The organism is Sphingobium lactosutens DS20, from assembly GCF_000445105.1.
Lineage (GTDB): Bacteria > Pseudomonadota > Alphaproteobacteria > Sphingomonadales > Sphingomonadaceae > Sphingobium > Sphingobium lactosutens.
In genome coordinates, this window is the sequence record NZ_ATDP01000078.1 from 1 (window position 1) to 13,533 (window position 13,533).

Genomic DNA, 13,533 nt, shown 5'->3' on the forward strand with positions numbered 1-13,533 from the left:
CCCCGCCGCCGCCTCCGCCGCCCCCGCCGGTTGCAGAGTGCCAGCCGGGACCGTACATCGTGTTCTTCGAATGGGACAAGTCGGACATCACGCCTGATGCCGCCACCATTCTGGACAACGCGGTTTCGGCCTACAGCAGCTGCGGCAGCGCCCAGGTCATGCTTGCCGGTCACGCGGACAAGTCGGGTTCGGCGTCGTACAACGTCGGTCTTTCGCAGCGTCGCGCTGACGCGGTCAAGGCCTACCTGGCTTCGAAGGGTATCCCTGACGGCGTGATGACGACCCAGGCCTTCGGTGAATCGAAGCCCCGCGTCGAAACCGCCGACGGCGTCCGCGAAGTGCAGAACCGTCGCGTGGAAATCACCTACGGTCCGGGCGCAGGCATGTAATCGGATCGTCCTTCCTTCGGGATGGACAGCAAAAAGGAGGGGCCGGTCGAAAGACTGGCCCCTTTTTTGTTGGGGTTGGGGTGTTGTTCGGGCGGGGTTTTGGTGCGGTGGGTTTTGTCGGGGTGGGTTTTGGTCTGGTGGGTTCTGGCGTTTTGGGCCAACGGGGTGCAACTCGCCTAGGCGCTGAGACCGGCTCTAGCCGCTGACCGAACTAATCACTCTAATGGCCCATCTATGAACGGCTGGGCTGTAAAGACAGGCCTTTCCGGTCGTGGAGCAATGACGGGACGATCACGCAGCATTGCAAGCTGGTCGGGGCCATCACAGGGCCGCGCCGTTGCGGACTCCGGACTTAAGATACGGGAAAGGCAGCGATCGGAAAGAGCAATCGGCACCGACTTCATCCTCTCACCGCCTCGGCCCCGGTCCACCATCGAAGATCCGTGACTTGGCCATGGCGACGAAGGACGTCCTCAATCGCAGTCGCCAGTCGCTCCACCACCTCGACAGTTGATATCCGCTTCACCATCCAGCGCCGAACATAGGGTCGGCACGGCTCGATGAAGCAGAGATGACCATTTGGCCATTCTTCGTAATGGCCACAGCCGATCCTGAGCGGGAACGCGCTGTTTGCGATCTGCACGCATCAACCCTACTCTTCCCGATAAACGCGTTCAATTTGGTATCCGTGCCTGGGTAATCCTGCCGCCATCAGAGTAGCGACGGCCTTACCCTTTGGGGCAGACCCGTCTCCTGCCTGGTCAGACACTATGGTTGACCGCAACTCACAATGTGATCGCATCTGGTCGGCTTGCACCAGTCAGGCATCACCCGCAACTTGATGACGTCACATCCCCCCGGTTTGGCGAAGCGATGCCTTATGATTGCAGCACGGCGACGCCCTCGCCTTGATAGGCCGTTTCGTCCAATATGCCTTCGCGCTTGGCGACGAGGGTTGCGACGAGCACTTGGCCCGCGACATTGACGGCGGTGCGGCCCATGTCGAGGATGGGGTCGATGGCGAGCAGCAGGCCGGCGCCTTCGAGCGGCAGACCCAGGGTCGAGAGGGTGAGCGTCAGCATCACGATCGCGCCAGTGAGGCCTGCGGTCGCCGCGGACCCCAGGACCGACACGAAGACGATCAGCGCATAGTCGATGAAGTGCAGCGGGATGCCGTAGAAGCCGGCGACGAACATGGCGGCGAGCGCGGGGTAGATGGACGCGCAGCCATCCATCTTGGTCGTGGAGGCGAGCGGAATCGCGAAGGCGGCATAGCCCTTGTCCACGCCCATGCGTTCGGTGACGGTTTCCGTGACGGGCAGCGTGCCGACCGAGGAGCGCGACACGAAACCCAGCTGGATGGCGGGCCAGGCCTTGGCGAAGAAGGGGCCGGGGCGCAGGCCGTTGGCGATCAGCAACGTCGGGTAGACGACAAGCAGCACCAGCGCGAGGCCAAGATAGATGGCGGCGGTGAAGACGCCAAGCTGGGCGAGCGCGCTCCAGCCATAGGTCGCGATCGCGGTGCCGATCAGCGCGGCCGAACCGATGGGCGTCAGGCGGATGATCCAGCCCAGGATCGCGCGCACGACAGCAAGCAGCGAGCGCACGAAGGCGAGGAAGGGTTCGGCCTTGTCGCCGACCTTGAGCGTGGCGAGGCCCACGACGATCGAGATGACCAGCAGCTGGAGGATATTGAAGGACAGGCTGGTGGTGGCGGCGCCGTCGGTGATGCTGGTGCTGCCGGTCAGGGCCAGGCTGTTGCCGGGGACGAGGCCCTTGAGGAAATCGAGCCAGCCGCCATAGCTGTCGGGCTTGCCGACGGCGAGCGCGGTGCCGCGCAGACCCGCGCCGGGTTCCAGCAGCAGGCCGATGGCAAGACCGATGCTGACGGCGATCAGGCTGGTGATGGCGAACCACAGCAACGTCTGCCCGGCAAGGCGCGCGGCATTGTCCAGCGCCCGCAAATTGGCGATCGACGCCACGATGGCGGCGAAGACCAGTGGTGGCACCACCGCTTTCAGAAGCGAGACGAATATGGACCCGGTGGTCTTGAGCGCGGTGGCGAGCCAGTTGAGATCGCCGCCGGAACCGGCCCCCATTTGACGCGCGACGAGGCCCAGCAGCAGGCCGACGACCATGCCGACCAGAACCTGAAACCCGAAACTGCGAAAATTGAGGGCCATGACGCGTTCTTCCTTGGGGCAACCGGGCGTCTATATCGGCAAGCGGCATGGGGATTGCGCGCAAGCAATTCTTTCAGGGGGGTGAAGCTGGGTGATTGGCTGGACCCGATGGCTGTGCCAGACAGGTCTGATGATTTCGGGGAGCAGATATATGGGTTTGGGCAAGGCGTGTCTGGGACTGGCGCTGGCGATGGCGCCGCAGATGGCGCAGGCGGCCGCGGATGCGGGGGTCGCCAAGGACATATTGATGCGATCGGTCGCGTTTCGCACGGTCCAGGGGGCGGGGCAGGTGCCCAAGCTGGCGGGCTATTATGCCGACATATTGAAACAGGCGGGCTTTGCCGACGATGATGTGGTCATCACCCCGATGGGTGAGACGGCGACCTTCGCCGCGACCATCAAGGGGCGGGATGCGGCGCTCAAGCCCCTGCTGATGATCGGGCATATGGATGTGGTGGAGGCCGATCCCAAGGACTGGACCCGCGACCCGTTCGTCCCGGTCGAGGAAAATGGCTATATCTTCGGCCGCGGGGCGGAGGACAATAAATATGATGTCGCGATGATGGTCGCGACTCTGGCGCAGTTGAAGAAGGAAGGCTGGAAGCCGCGTCGGACCGTGACATTGCTGTTGTCGGGCGACGAGGAAACCGACATGGCGACGACGCGCGCGCTGGCTGCAAAATATCAGGACGCCGAAATGCTGCTCAACGGCGATGGCGGCGGCGGATTGCTGAGCGAAGAGGGGAAGCCCGTCCTGTATCAATTGCAGGCGGGCGAGAAGACCTATGCCGATTTCGAGATCGGCTTTACCGATGCGGGCGGCCATAGCAGTGCGCCAACGCCGGGCAACCCCATCTATCGCCTGGCGAAAGCGATCGACCGGATTGCGGCCTTTCAGTTTCCGCTGATGCGCAACGAATTGACCAAGGCGTCGCTGACCCTGTCCGCCGACCGGATCGGTGGCGAGGTGGGCGAGGCGATGCGCCGCTTTGCCGAAACCGGCGATCCAAAAGCGGCGGAGATATTGTCAAGCCGCCCGGAATTTGTCGGGCAGGTGCGCACGACCTGCGTCGCGACCATGGCGCAGGCCGGCCATGCGCTCAATGCGCTGCCCCAGAGCGCCAAGGTCAGCGTCAATTGCCGGATCTTCCCCGGCGTGGCGATCAAGGATGTGAAGGCGCAGCTGACGAAGGTCGTCCATGATCCGAGCGCCACGATCACGACTTTGGGCGATCCGACCGGCAGCGATGCATCGGCGCTTCGGGAGGATGTGATGCAGGCGGTGCGGGACGCCGTTCTGGCGCGTGCGCCGGGCATTGCGATCATGCCGGGCATGTCGGCAGGGGCCACGGACAGTGTCCATTTCCGCGCGCTGGGGGTGCCGAGCTATGGCGTGTCGAGCCTGTTCATGCGCGCGGAGGATGGCTTTGCCCATGGGTTGAACGAGCGTGTGCCGGTGGCGGGCATCCGGGAATCGCTGGAGCAGTGGGACCGGGTGGTCCGGGCGCTGGCGAGGTAGTTTTCATCTTCAAAAAAAATCCCGTCATTCCCGCGAAAGCGGGAACCCATCTCCTGACCTCGCCACCGAAGTTGACTTTCGGGAGATGGGTTCCCGCTTTTGCGGGGATGACGGCAATATTCAGCTATGGGTTTTACCCGCGGACGGCGATGCCGTTGGCGGCTGACAGGATCGCCTTGACCGAAGCGGTCGCCACGTCGCTGTCCGTGCCGATGCCGAAGACCGTGCGGCCGTCGGGCGTGCGGCATTCGACATAGGCGGCGGCGTTGACGTCGCTGCCCGCGCCGATGGCGTGTTCGCTATAATCGGCGATTTCCAGCTGGACGCCAAATTCGTCGCGCAGCGCCGCCAGCACCGAGGAGAGCAGGCCGTTGCCGCGACCGGAAATGCTGCGTTCGCCGCCCTTGTGACTGATCTTGCCGGTAAAGATGCGATCGCCCGCCTGGCCGCCTTCCTGATAGTCGATGAGGGCATAGGGCTGATCACTGGTCAGGCAATAATGAGCGTCGAAGGCTTCGCTGATGTCGGCGGCGTTGAGTTCGCGGCTGGAGCTATCGGCCAGGGCCTGAACCACGCGGGAAAAGTCCGCCTGCATCCGCTTGGGCAGCTTGTAGCCCTTGTCCTGTTGGAGAACCCAGGCGACGCCGCCCTTGCCGGACTGGCTGTTGACGCGGATGACCGCTTCATAGTCTCGGCCCAGATCCTTGGGATCGATCGGCAGGTAGGGCACGTTCCAAATCTGGTCGTTGCGCGCATCCTGCGCGGCAAAGCCCTTCTTGATCGCGTCCTGATGGCTGCCGGAAAAGGCGGTGAAGACCAGTTCGCCGGCATAAGGATGACGGGGGTGGACCGGCAGCTGGTTGCAATATTCGACCGTCTGAATGACGTCGTCAATATCGCTGAAATCCAGGCCAGGGTTGATCCCCTGCGTATACATGTTGAGCGCGACGGTCACGAGGTCGCAGTTGCCGGTGCGTTCGCCATTGCCGAACAGGCAGCCTTCGACGCGATCCGCGCCCGCCATGATGCCCAGCTCGGCGGCCGCGACGCCGGTGCCGCGATCATTATGGGTGTGGAGCGAGATGACGACACTGTCGCGGCGCGAGATGTTGCGGCAGATCCATTCAATCTGGTCGGCATAGATATTGGGCGTGGCGCATTCGACCGTGGCGGGCAGGTTCAGGATCAGCGGCCGCTCCGGCGTGGGCCGGAGTATCTCCATCACCGCCTCGCAACATTCCAGGCTGAAATCCAGTTCGGCGGTGGAGAAGGTTTCGGGCGAATATTCGAAATGCCAGTCGGTGTCGGGCTGGGCGGCGGCATGGTCGCGCAGCAGCTTGGCGGCGTTGACGGCGATGTCGCGAACCTGGCTGCGCTCCATCTGGAACACGATATTGCGCCAGGCCGGCGAAATCGCGTTGTAGACATGGACGATCGCCTGCTTGGCGCCGCGCAGGCTTTCAAAGGTCGTGGCAATGAGGTCGGCACGCGCCTGTGTCAGCACCTGCGGCATGACGTCGTCGGGGATGGCGCCGCCTTGCGCCAGGCCGGAGATGAAATCGAATTCAGTCGCGCCGGCGGAGGGGAAGCCGACCTCGATTTCCTTGACGCCAACCTTGACCAGCAGGTCGAAGAAACGCCGTTTCTTTTCGACGTTCATCGGATCGATCAACGACTGGTTGCCGTCGCGCATGTCGGTCGAGAGCCAGCGGGGCGGCGCGGTGATGACCCGGCTGGGCCACTGGCGGTCGGGCAGATCGACCTGGGGGAAGGGGCGATATTTCAGCGAAGGATCGGTCAGCATCATGGGATCGGATATTTCCTGCGGCGGACGCGCCTGTGCGTCCGGGGAGCGACTTGACTGTGATGGATGCCCTTAGGCGGATCAACGCTGCCCTCAGCCGGGAGGCAGCACAAAAGCCACGCCTAAGGGCGTGTAAGTCGTAGCAGGGGAAGGCGCGCGACGCTCTGCATGATGCGCGGTGCATACGCAAAACGGGGCCGACATGCAAGCCAGCCCCGTTTATCGGACATTTTATGTCGCGGCGTTACTGTTTCTCGAAGCCGGCGATGATCTTGAGTTCGATCGCGTCTCCTACCACCGGCACACCATAGCCCATGCCGAATTCGCTGCGCTTGATCGTGCCGGTCGCAACGAAGCCGACATTTTCCTTCTTGCTCATCGGCTGGATGCCGGCGCCGTAGAGTTCGGCGTCGAGCGTCACGGGCTTGGTCACGCCATGCAGGGTAAGGTTGCCCGTGATTTCAGCGCCGGTCGCGCCGTCAGGCTTGACGCTGGTCGAGACGAAGGTTGCGGTCGGGAATTTCGCGGCATCGAAAAAGTCGGGCTTCATCAGATGCTCGTCGAGCTTGGTGACGCCGGTGCGCAGGTTGGCGACCTGGAATTCCACTGACACCTTGCTGTTGGCCGGGTTCGCCTTGTCGAGGGTAAGCGTGCCGGTCGGCTCGGCGATGGTGCCCATATTGTTGGTAAAGCCCATATGGTCCCAGGCGAAAACGACCTGGGTATGGCCGCCATCGACCTTGTAGGTGCCGCCGGTGACTTTCGCGACGTCCTTCGTGCCGGGGGCAGAGGTCGGCATCTGCGCGACGAGGGCGGTGCCGCCGGCCAGCGCGATCAGGGCGGCGGCGGGGATCAGGAATTTCTTCATGGGGACAGACTCTCCGAAATGCTCAAGGGCGCGGCCATGATAAGCCGCGCCCCTGGCAAGTTCCAGAGCCATGAAGCGGAACGGATCGTTTCGATAAACCGCCGGTCCGCTTCACGATCTTCTCCCCAAGGACTGGGAAGAGTGCCGGATCAGTTCTTGTCCTTGTCCACCAGCTTGTTGGCGCCGATCCAGGGCATCATCGCGCGCAGCTTGGCGCCGGTTTCCTCGATCGGGTGGCGCTGGGCGGCGATTCGGCTGGCCTTGAGTTCAGGCTGGCCGGCGCGGTTGTCGAGCACGAAGTTCTTGACGAAGCGACCCGACTGGATGTCGGCGAGCACGCGCTTCATTTCCTTCTTGGTTTCTTCGGTGATGATGCGCGGGCCGGTCTTGATATCACCATATTCGGCCGTGTTGCTGATCGAATAGCGCATGGTGGCGATGCCGCCTTCATACATCAGGTCGACGATCAGCTTGAGTTCGTGGAGGCATTCGAAATAGGCCATTTCGGGCGAGTAGCCCGCTTCGACCAGCGTTTCGAAACCGGCCTGCACCAGCGCGGTGGTCCCGCCGCACAAGACGGCCTGTTCACCAAACAGGTCGGTTTCGCATTCCTCGCGGAAATTGGTTTCGATGATGCCGCTGCGGCCGCCGCCCACGCCCGAAGCGTAGGAGAGGGCGATGTCATGCGCGTTGCCGGTCGCGTCCTGATGGACGGCGATGAGGCAGGGGACGCCGCCGCCGCGCTGATATTCGCCGCGCACGGTGTGGCCCGGACCCTTGGGCGCGATCATGATGACGTCGACGTCCTTGCGCGGCTCGATGAGGCCGAAATGGACGTTGAGGCCATGGGCGAAGGCGAGCGCTGCGCCGGGGCGCAGATTGTCATGCACGTCGGCGGCATAGATGGCGGCCTGATGCTCGTCGGGTGCGAGGATCATGAAGACGTCGGCCCAAGCGGCGGCTTCGGCGTTGGGCAGCACCTTGAAGCCCGCGCCTTCGGCCTTCTTGGCGCTCGGCGAACCAGCACGGAGTGCAATGCAGACTTCGGCGACGCCGCTGTCGCGCAGATTCTGCGCATGAGCGTGACCCTGGCTGCCATAGCCCAAAATGGCGACCTTCTTGCCCTTGATCAGGCCGATGTCCGCGTCGCGATCGTAATAAACCTTCATGTCTCGTCTCTTCCCTCGAACAAATGCCCTCGCCCCGCTGGGAGAGGATATGAAATCTTGGTTCGGCGACGCCGGACCTAGATGATGATGGAGGAGGGGGCTTTGCCGATCGATGGCTCCCCCTCTCGCTGCTGCGACCAGGCGGGCAGGCCGCCAGGTCTCCGCAATTCTCTCCCCGAGGGGAGAGGCAATTCGGGTCAGTTTGCTTCCTTGCCCCGCATGAGGCCGACGACGCCGGTGCGGCCGACTTCGACAAGGCCGATCTGGCGCATGAGCGCCACGAAATTGTCCACCTTCTCGGTCGTGCCGGTAAGTTCGAAGATGAAGCTTTCGATCGTGGTATCCACCACCTTGGCGCGGAACACGTCGGCAAGGCGCAGCGCCTCGATGCGGTCCTCACCCGTGCCCGCGACCTTGACCAGCGCCAGTTCGCGTTCGACGAAGGGGCCGGCGTCGGTCAGGTCCGTCACCTTGTGCACCGGCACCAGCCGGTCGAGCTGGGCAATGATCTGGTCGATTACCTTGGGCGGGCCGCTGGTGACGATGGTGATGCGGCTGATCGCATGATCGTCGGTAATGTCGGCCACGGTCAGGCTGTCGATATTATAGCCGCGCGCGGTGAACAGGCCGGCGATCCGCGCCAATATGCCCGCTTCGTTCGAAACGGTCAGCGACAGGACATGCCGCTGGCTGAGTTCTTCCTGAATATGCATCAGATGGTTCCGTGATCCTGATGGTCTTCGGCCTGCCCGTCGGGCGCGGGCTTGTCATGGCGCTGCGAAATCATGGCGACGAAGGCGAAATGCCATTCGCCGTCCTGCCGATGGGCAAGGCGTGCGGGGAAGCCCGATACCGCGTCGAACATCCTTTCCAGCCTTTCCCCTACATAGCGGGGAGCGACCAGCAGTGTGCCGATATGCCGCTTGTTGAAATCGAACCCATGGTCGAGATGCACTTCCCATTCCTCATTTTCGGGATCGGCATGGTCCGTGGTCCAGCCGGTCAACTCGGCCGTGCCAGCCTGCCGTTCGAAATCCCATGGCTCCGACACATGAATGCGGAGCTTCAGATGCTGCGTCACATGCCTGTCCTTACACCAGCGCCTTGGCCTCATCGGACATGATGCCGGCGATCTGGTTGGGATCAAGCAGCATGTCGGTATGCGCCGCGCCCGACGGGATCATCGGGAAACAATTGGACAGCTTGGCCACGCGGCAATCGACGATCACCGGGCCGGGGGTTTCGAGCATCTGGCGGATGCCGCTTTCCAGATCATCCGGACCTTCGATCCGGATGCCGGTCCAGCCATAGGCCTCGCCCAGCTTCACGAAGTCGGGCAGACTATCGGAATAGCTGTTGGAATAGCGGCTTTCATAGGTCAGTTCCTGCCACTGGCGGACCATCCCCATATATTCATTGTTGAGGATGAAAATCTTGACCGGCAGGCGATATTGGATCGCGGTGCCCAGTTCCTGGATATTCATCTGAATGGAGGCGTCGCCCGCGATGCAGATGGTGATGCTGTCAGGATTGCCCATCTGCGCGCCGATTGCCGCCGGAAAGCCATAGCCCATCGTGCCCAGACCACCCGAGGTCAGCCATTTGTTGGGGGCTTCGAACCCGAAATGCTGGGCGGCCCACATCTGGTGCTGGCCGACTTCGGTCGTGATGATGACATCCTTGCCGGTCGAAATGCAGGCCTGATACAGGTCGGCGATCGCGCGTTGCGGCATGATTTCCGGCCCGGTTTCGGGATAGGACAGGCTGCGCTTGGCGCGCCATTGCGCAATGCGGGACCACCAGTCGGACAGATCCTGCTGCTGATGCCCGCGCTGTTTCCAGAGCGCGATCATATCGTCGAGCGCGCTGCCGACATCCGCGACCACCGCCAGGTCGACATCGACCGTCTTGTTGATCGAGCTGCGGTCAATGTCGATATGGATCTTGCGGCTATTCGGCGCGAAGGCGTCGAGCCGGCCTGTCACCCGATCGTCGAAACGCGCGCCGATGCACAGGATGAGGTCCGCCTGGTTCATCGCCCAATTGGCTTCATAGGTGCCGTGCATGCCAAGCATGCCGAGCCACTGGTCCGACGAAGCCGGGAATGCGCCCAAGCCCATCAGCGTCGACGTGACCGGCGCGCCGGTCAGGGCCGCGAGTTCGCGCAGCAGCGCGCTCGCCTGCGGGCCTGAATTGATGACACCGCCGCCGGTATAGAGGATCGGGCGTTCGGCCGCGGCCAGCATTTCGACAGCCGCGTCGATCGCAGCGGCGTCCGCCTTGGTCTGCGGACGATAGCTGGCGTGAACCTTGAGTTCCGGGCGCGCATAGGGCGCGGTCGCGATCTGCACATTTTTGGGAATGTCGACGACGACCGGACCGGGGCGGCCGGTGGTGGCGATATGGAACGCCTCATGCACGACGCCGGCCAGCTTCGCCGGGTCCTTCACCAGATAATTATGCTTGCTGCAATGGCGCGTGATGCCGACCGTATCGGCCTCCTGAAAGGCGTCGGTGCCGATCAGTTGCGTGGGAACCTGCCCGGTGATGACGATCATCGGGATGGAATCAAGCAGCGCGTCGGTGATGCCGGTGACGGCATTGGTCGCGCCGGGGCCGGAGGTGACGAGCACGACGCCGGGCTTGCCGGTCGAGCGCGCATAGCCCTCCGCCATATGCGTCGCGCCCTGTTCATGGCGAACGAGGACGTGACGGATCGTGGGGTGATTGTAGAGCGCGTCATAGATGGGCAGCACCGCGCCGCCCGGATAGCCGAACACGACTTCGACGCCCAGATCGACCAGGCATTCGACCAAAATGTCCGCGCCGCTCTTTTCGGCCACGATGAAACTCCTCTTGTTGCTGCAAGCCGCCTGTTTGCGCCGTGGTGAGGGCGATGGCAAGGCGCCTGCCTCTAGTGGACATAAAATGGCTGGTCAAGCGTTAATAGTGTAATAAAGTTGCTAATTCCTCAATAATATTGTCATCTAAATATCTCTCCTCGCGTCGCCAGCTTGCCGGGGGCTGGCGCGCGAACCAGGTATATTGCCGTTTGGCATATTGGCGCGTGGCGCGTTGGCCGCGCTCGATCATGGTGTCGCGGTCCATGTCGCCGTTCAGCCATGCGGCGATGTCCGGCACGCCGATCGCCCGCATCACGGGCAGGGCGGGATCGAGGTCGCGCGCGAGCAGGGCCTTTACTTCCGCCACGGCGCCCTGATCGAGCATCTGCATGAACCGCCGATCGCACCGGTCGACCAGCCACGGGCGAGGCGGCAGCAGGATAAGAGGGGCGAGGGCGATGCGATCGCCTATGCCGCCGCTTTTTTGCGCCTGCCATGCCTTGAGCGTACGGCCGGTCGAGCGGATCACTTCGAGCGCGCGGGCAACGCGCGCGGTGTCCGCAGGCGCGAGACGCGACGCAGCCTCCGGGTCTTCGTGGCGCAGCGCCTCATGCGCCTGCGCCACGGGCAGGGCGCGGACGGCAGCGCGGATGTCTGGATCAATGTCCGGCACGGGCGCGATTCCGTCGAGCAGGGTGCGCAGATAGAGGCCGGTGCCGCCAACGAGGATCGGAAGCTTGCCCTGGTCATGAGCCGCGTCGATTTCCACGCGCGCGTCGGCTGCCCAGCGCGCCGCCGAGCAGGCCTCCGCGCCGTCGATATGGCCGAACAGGCGGTGAGGCACGTCACTCATCTCCTCCGGCGAAGGGCGGGCGGACAGAATGGAGAGGTCCGCATAGACCTGGCTGGCGTCGGCGTTGATGACGATGCCGTCGGCCCGGCGGGCAAGGCGGATGGCGAGCGCGCTCTTGCCGCTGGCGGTCGGCCCGGCAATAAGCGCGACCCGTGGGCGGGATTCGCCGCTGCCTGTTTTTGGTTCGGGAGTAAGCATGTTCGTCGCGACCTTAGTGGCTAGTGGCTCAATGGGGCAGGGGGATATTGCCGAGGCCGCCGACCGGCTGCGCGATGCGGGCTGCGCGCCCAGCGATTGCTGCTGGCTGGACGTGGACAAGGCGGCCGACCTGTTTTTCAGCGTTGATCCGGCTGCCGCCCGCGCTGCGCTGGCCGCGGCAGGCAAAAGCATCGACGTCATCGTCCAGGCGAGCGAGACGCGCGCCAAGTCATTGCTGATCGCCGACATGGATTCGACCATGATCACCGTCGAATGCATCGATGAGCTGGCCGATTATGCCGGCATCAAGCCGCAGATCGCCGAGATCACCGAGCGGGCGATGCGCGGCGAACTGGACTTTGCCGGTGCGCTGCATGAACGAGTCGCGTTGCTGAAAGGCCTGTCCGACAGCGCCATTGACCACTGCCGCGCCGAGCGGGTGCGGATCATGCCCGGTGCCAAGGCGCTGGTGCGGACGATGAAGGCGCGGGGCGCGCGGACATTGCTGGTGTCCGGCGGCTTCACGCGCTTTACCGGACCGGTTGCAGCCGAGATCGGGTTTGATGCGCATGTCGCCAATGTGCTGGATATCGCCGACGGGGCCTTGCTGGGCACGGTCGAGACGCCGATCGTGGACGCTGCGCGCAAGCGGGCTGAACTGGACGCCGCCATTGCAGGGGGCGTCGATCGGGCGCTGACGCTGGCGGTCGGCGATGGCGCCAACGACATTCCTATGATCGAGGGCGCGGGGCTGGGCGTGGCCTATCATGCCAAGCCCCGGACGCGGGAAGCCGCCGCCGCGGAGATCGTTCATGGCGACCTGTCGGTGTTGCTCTATGCGCAGGGCATCGCGTCCGGCCAGTGGGTGGTTGCGTAGTCGGACCGGCGGCTCGGGTCGGATCAGTGGCCCGGCCCGAACAGCATCCAAAGCGCCATCGCCATCATCATCAGATTTTCGGTCAGGGAGAAAAAGCCCAGCGGCACATTGCTGCTGCCCCCGACGCAGGCGCATTTGAGTTCCCGCTTGTCGAGATAGACGGCCTTGAAAACGGATGCCGCGCCGATGCTGCCAATGAATAGTGCCACCGGGATGGAAAGCCAGTCCAGCGCCTGCGTCAACATCAGCAGTCCTGCGCCCAGCTCCAGAAACGGGTAAAGTTGACCATAAGGCGGCAGGCGGCGGGCCAGCAGGTCATAATTCAGGAACATGGTGGAAAATTGCTCCGCATCCTGCAATTTCAGCATGGCGAGCAGGACCATGGCGATAGCGATGAATCGCTCCACCGTCACCAGCGACAGGAATGGCAGGCCCGTGAGCCAGTCAACCGCCAGCGCCAGCAGCCCCGCGATCGCGAACACGGTGAGCACGGGCACATAGCTGGTGGCGTCGGGATCGCGCACCTTGAGGCCCAGATAGCGTCGCAGATCGTCATGGCCGCCGATACGCTGGCCATCAATGAAGGTCTGCGGCGTCGTCTTGACGCCGTGCTGCGCCTTGAAGGCATCGGTTTCTTCGCGGGTTTTGAGCCAATGATCCTCGACCCGATAGCCATGGCGTTTCAGCAACCAGCGGGATTTGATGCCATAGGGGCAAATGTGGCTGGGCATCACCATGCGATAAAGGCTGGCGGTTTTGTCTTGGTGCTGGGCCATGGCGCATCCTTGCATTGAGAGGGGATGGATGCTCCCCATATAGGGTCCGTACCA

Annotated in this window: 12 protein-coding genes; 3 read left to right on the forward strand and 9 right to left on the reverse strand. The window is 63.4% G+C overall.

What is annotated here, in order from left to right; translation table 11 throughout:
- Positions 1–389, forward strand: a 389-nt coding sequence (locus RLDS_RS36880; RefSeq protein ID WP_021225487.1) for an OmpA family protein, incomplete at its 5' end; no start/stop codon positions are given.
- 878 nt (positions 390–1,267) lie between these two features.
- On the opposite strand, the gene RLDS_RS36885 is transcribed toward RLDS_RS36880, so the two are convergent.
- Entirely contained in the window at positions 1,268–2,572 is a 1,305-nt protein-coding gene (locus RLDS_RS36885) for a dicarboxylate/amino acid:cation symporter (protein ID WP_021225488.1), read from the reverse strand.
- 151 nt (positions 2,573–2,723) lie between these two features.
- Here RLDS_RS36885 and RLDS_RS36890 point away from each other — a divergent pair, with 151 nt between their 5' ends.
- Positions 2,724–4,091: a M20/M25/M40 family metallo-hydrolase gene (locus tag RLDS_RS36890; protein ID WP_021225489.1), complete on the forward strand. Its 1,368-nt coding sequence runs from the start codon at positions 2,724–2,726 to the stop codon at positions 4,089–4,091.
- A gap of 133 nt (positions 4,092–4,224) precedes the next feature.
- Here the strand turns inward: RLDS_RS36890 and leuA are convergent, their stop codons facing one another.
- From leuA to miaA, 7 genes are all read right to left on the reverse strand, one after another.
- Positions 4,225–5,898: a 2-isopropylmalate synthase gene (leuA, locus tag RLDS_RS36895; protein ID WP_021225490.1), complete on the reverse strand. Its 1,674-nt coding sequence runs from the start codon at positions 5,896–5,898 to the stop codon at positions 4,225–4,227.
- Positions 5,899–6,139: 241 nt separating this feature from the next.
- Positions 6,140–6,763, reverse strand: coding sequence for a YceI family protein (locus RLDS_RS36900; RefSeq protein WP_021225491.1), 624 nt, complete (start codon positions 6,761–6,763; stop codon positions 6,140–6,142).
- A 149-nt stretch (positions 6,764–6,912) separates the two neighbouring features.
- On the reverse strand, positions 6,913–7,932 hold the full coding sequence (gene ilvC / locus RLDS_RS36905) for a ketol-acid reductoisomerase (RefSeq protein ID WP_021225492.1): 1,020 nt from the start codon (positions 7,930–7,932) through the stop codon (positions 6,913–6,915).
- A 197-nt stretch (positions 7,933–8,129) separates the two neighbouring features.
- Positions 8,130–8,645, reverse strand: coding sequence for an acetolactate synthase small subunit (gene ilvN, locus RLDS_RS36910; protein ID WP_021225493.1), 516 nt, complete (start codon positions 8,643–8,645; stop codon positions 8,130–8,132).
- Positions 8,645–9,013, reverse strand: coding sequence for a hypothetical protein (locus RLDS_RS36915; RefSeq protein ID WP_021225494.1), 369 nt, complete (start codon positions 9,011–9,013; stop codon positions 8,645–8,647). Before RLDS_RS36915 ends, ilvN begins: the two co-directional genes overlap by 1 nt.
- 10 nt (positions 9,014–9,023) lie before the next feature.
- The gene (locus tag RLDS_RS36920) at positions 9,024–10,775 is read right to left on the reverse strand and encodes an acetolactate synthase 3 large subunit (protein WP_021225495.1); all 1,752 of its coding nucleotides are present in this window, start codon (positions 10,773–10,775) and stop codon (positions 9,024–9,026) included.
- A 100-nt stretch (positions 10,776–10,875) separates the two neighbouring features.
- Positions 10,876–11,826 (reverse strand): tRNA (adenosine(37)-N6)-dimethylallyltransferase MiaA, encoded by a 951-nt coding sequence (miaA, locus tag RLDS_RS36925; RefSeq protein ID WP_021225496.1) that lies wholly within the window; start codon positions 11,824–11,826, stop codon positions 10,876–10,878.
- Between miaA and serB the strand changes: the two genes are divergently transcribed.
- On the forward strand, positions 11,825–12,703 hold the full coding sequence (gene serB, locus RLDS_RS36930) for a phosphoserine phosphatase SerB (RefSeq protein ID WP_031297821.1): 879 nt from the start codon (positions 11,825–11,827) through the stop codon (positions 12,701–12,703). The genes miaA and serB overlap by 2 nt on opposite strands.
- Positions 12,704–12,726: 23 nt before the next feature.
- Here serB and RLDS_RS36935 read toward each other — a convergent pair whose 3' ends face one another.
- A complete protein-coding gene (locus tag RLDS_RS36935; RefSeq protein WP_021225498.1) occupies positions 12,727–13,479 on the reverse strand; it encodes a MauE/DoxX family redox-associated membrane protein in 753 nt (250 codons plus the stop codon).
- Positions 13,480–13,533: the final 54 nt, after the last annotated feature.

Excerpts from the sequence above, each read along its gene's own strand:
- RLDS_RS36885 (WP_021225488.1), bottom strand. The coding sequence starts at position 2,572 with ATGGCCCTCAATTTTCGCAGTTTCGGGTTTCAGGTTCTGGTCGGCATG.
- RLDS_RS36890 (WP_021225489.1), top strand. The coding sequence starts at position 2,724 with ATGGGTTTGGGCAAGGCGTGTCTGGGACTGGCGCTGGCGATGGCGCCG.
- leuA (WP_021225490.1), bottom strand. The coding sequence starts at position 5,898 with ATGATGCTGACCGATCCTTCGCTGAAATATCGCCCCTTCCCCCAGGTC.
- RLDS_RS36900 (WP_021225491.1), bottom strand. The coding sequence starts at position 6,763 with ATGAAGAAATTCCTGATCCCCGCCGCCGCCCTGATCGCGCTGGCCGGC.
- ilvC (WP_021225492.1), bottom strand. The coding sequence starts at position 7,932 with ATGAAGGTTTATTACGATCGCGACGCGGACATCGGCCTGATCAAGGGC.
- ilvN (WP_021225493.1), bottom strand. The coding sequence starts at position 8,645 with ATGCATATTCAGGAAGAACTCAGCCAGCGGCATGTCCTGTCGCTGACC.
- serB (WP_031297821.1), top strand. The coding sequence starts at position 11,825 with ATGTTCGTCGCGACCTTAGTGGCTAGTGGCTCAATGGGGCAGGGGGAT.
- miaA (WP_021225496.1), bottom strand. The coding sequence starts at position 11,826 with ATGCTTACTCCCGAACCAAAAACAGGCAGCGGCGAATCCCGCCCACGG.
- RLDS_RS36935 (WP_021225498.1), bottom strand. The coding sequence starts at position 13,479 with ATGGCCCAGCACCAAGACAAAACCGCCAGCCTTTATCGCATGGTGATG.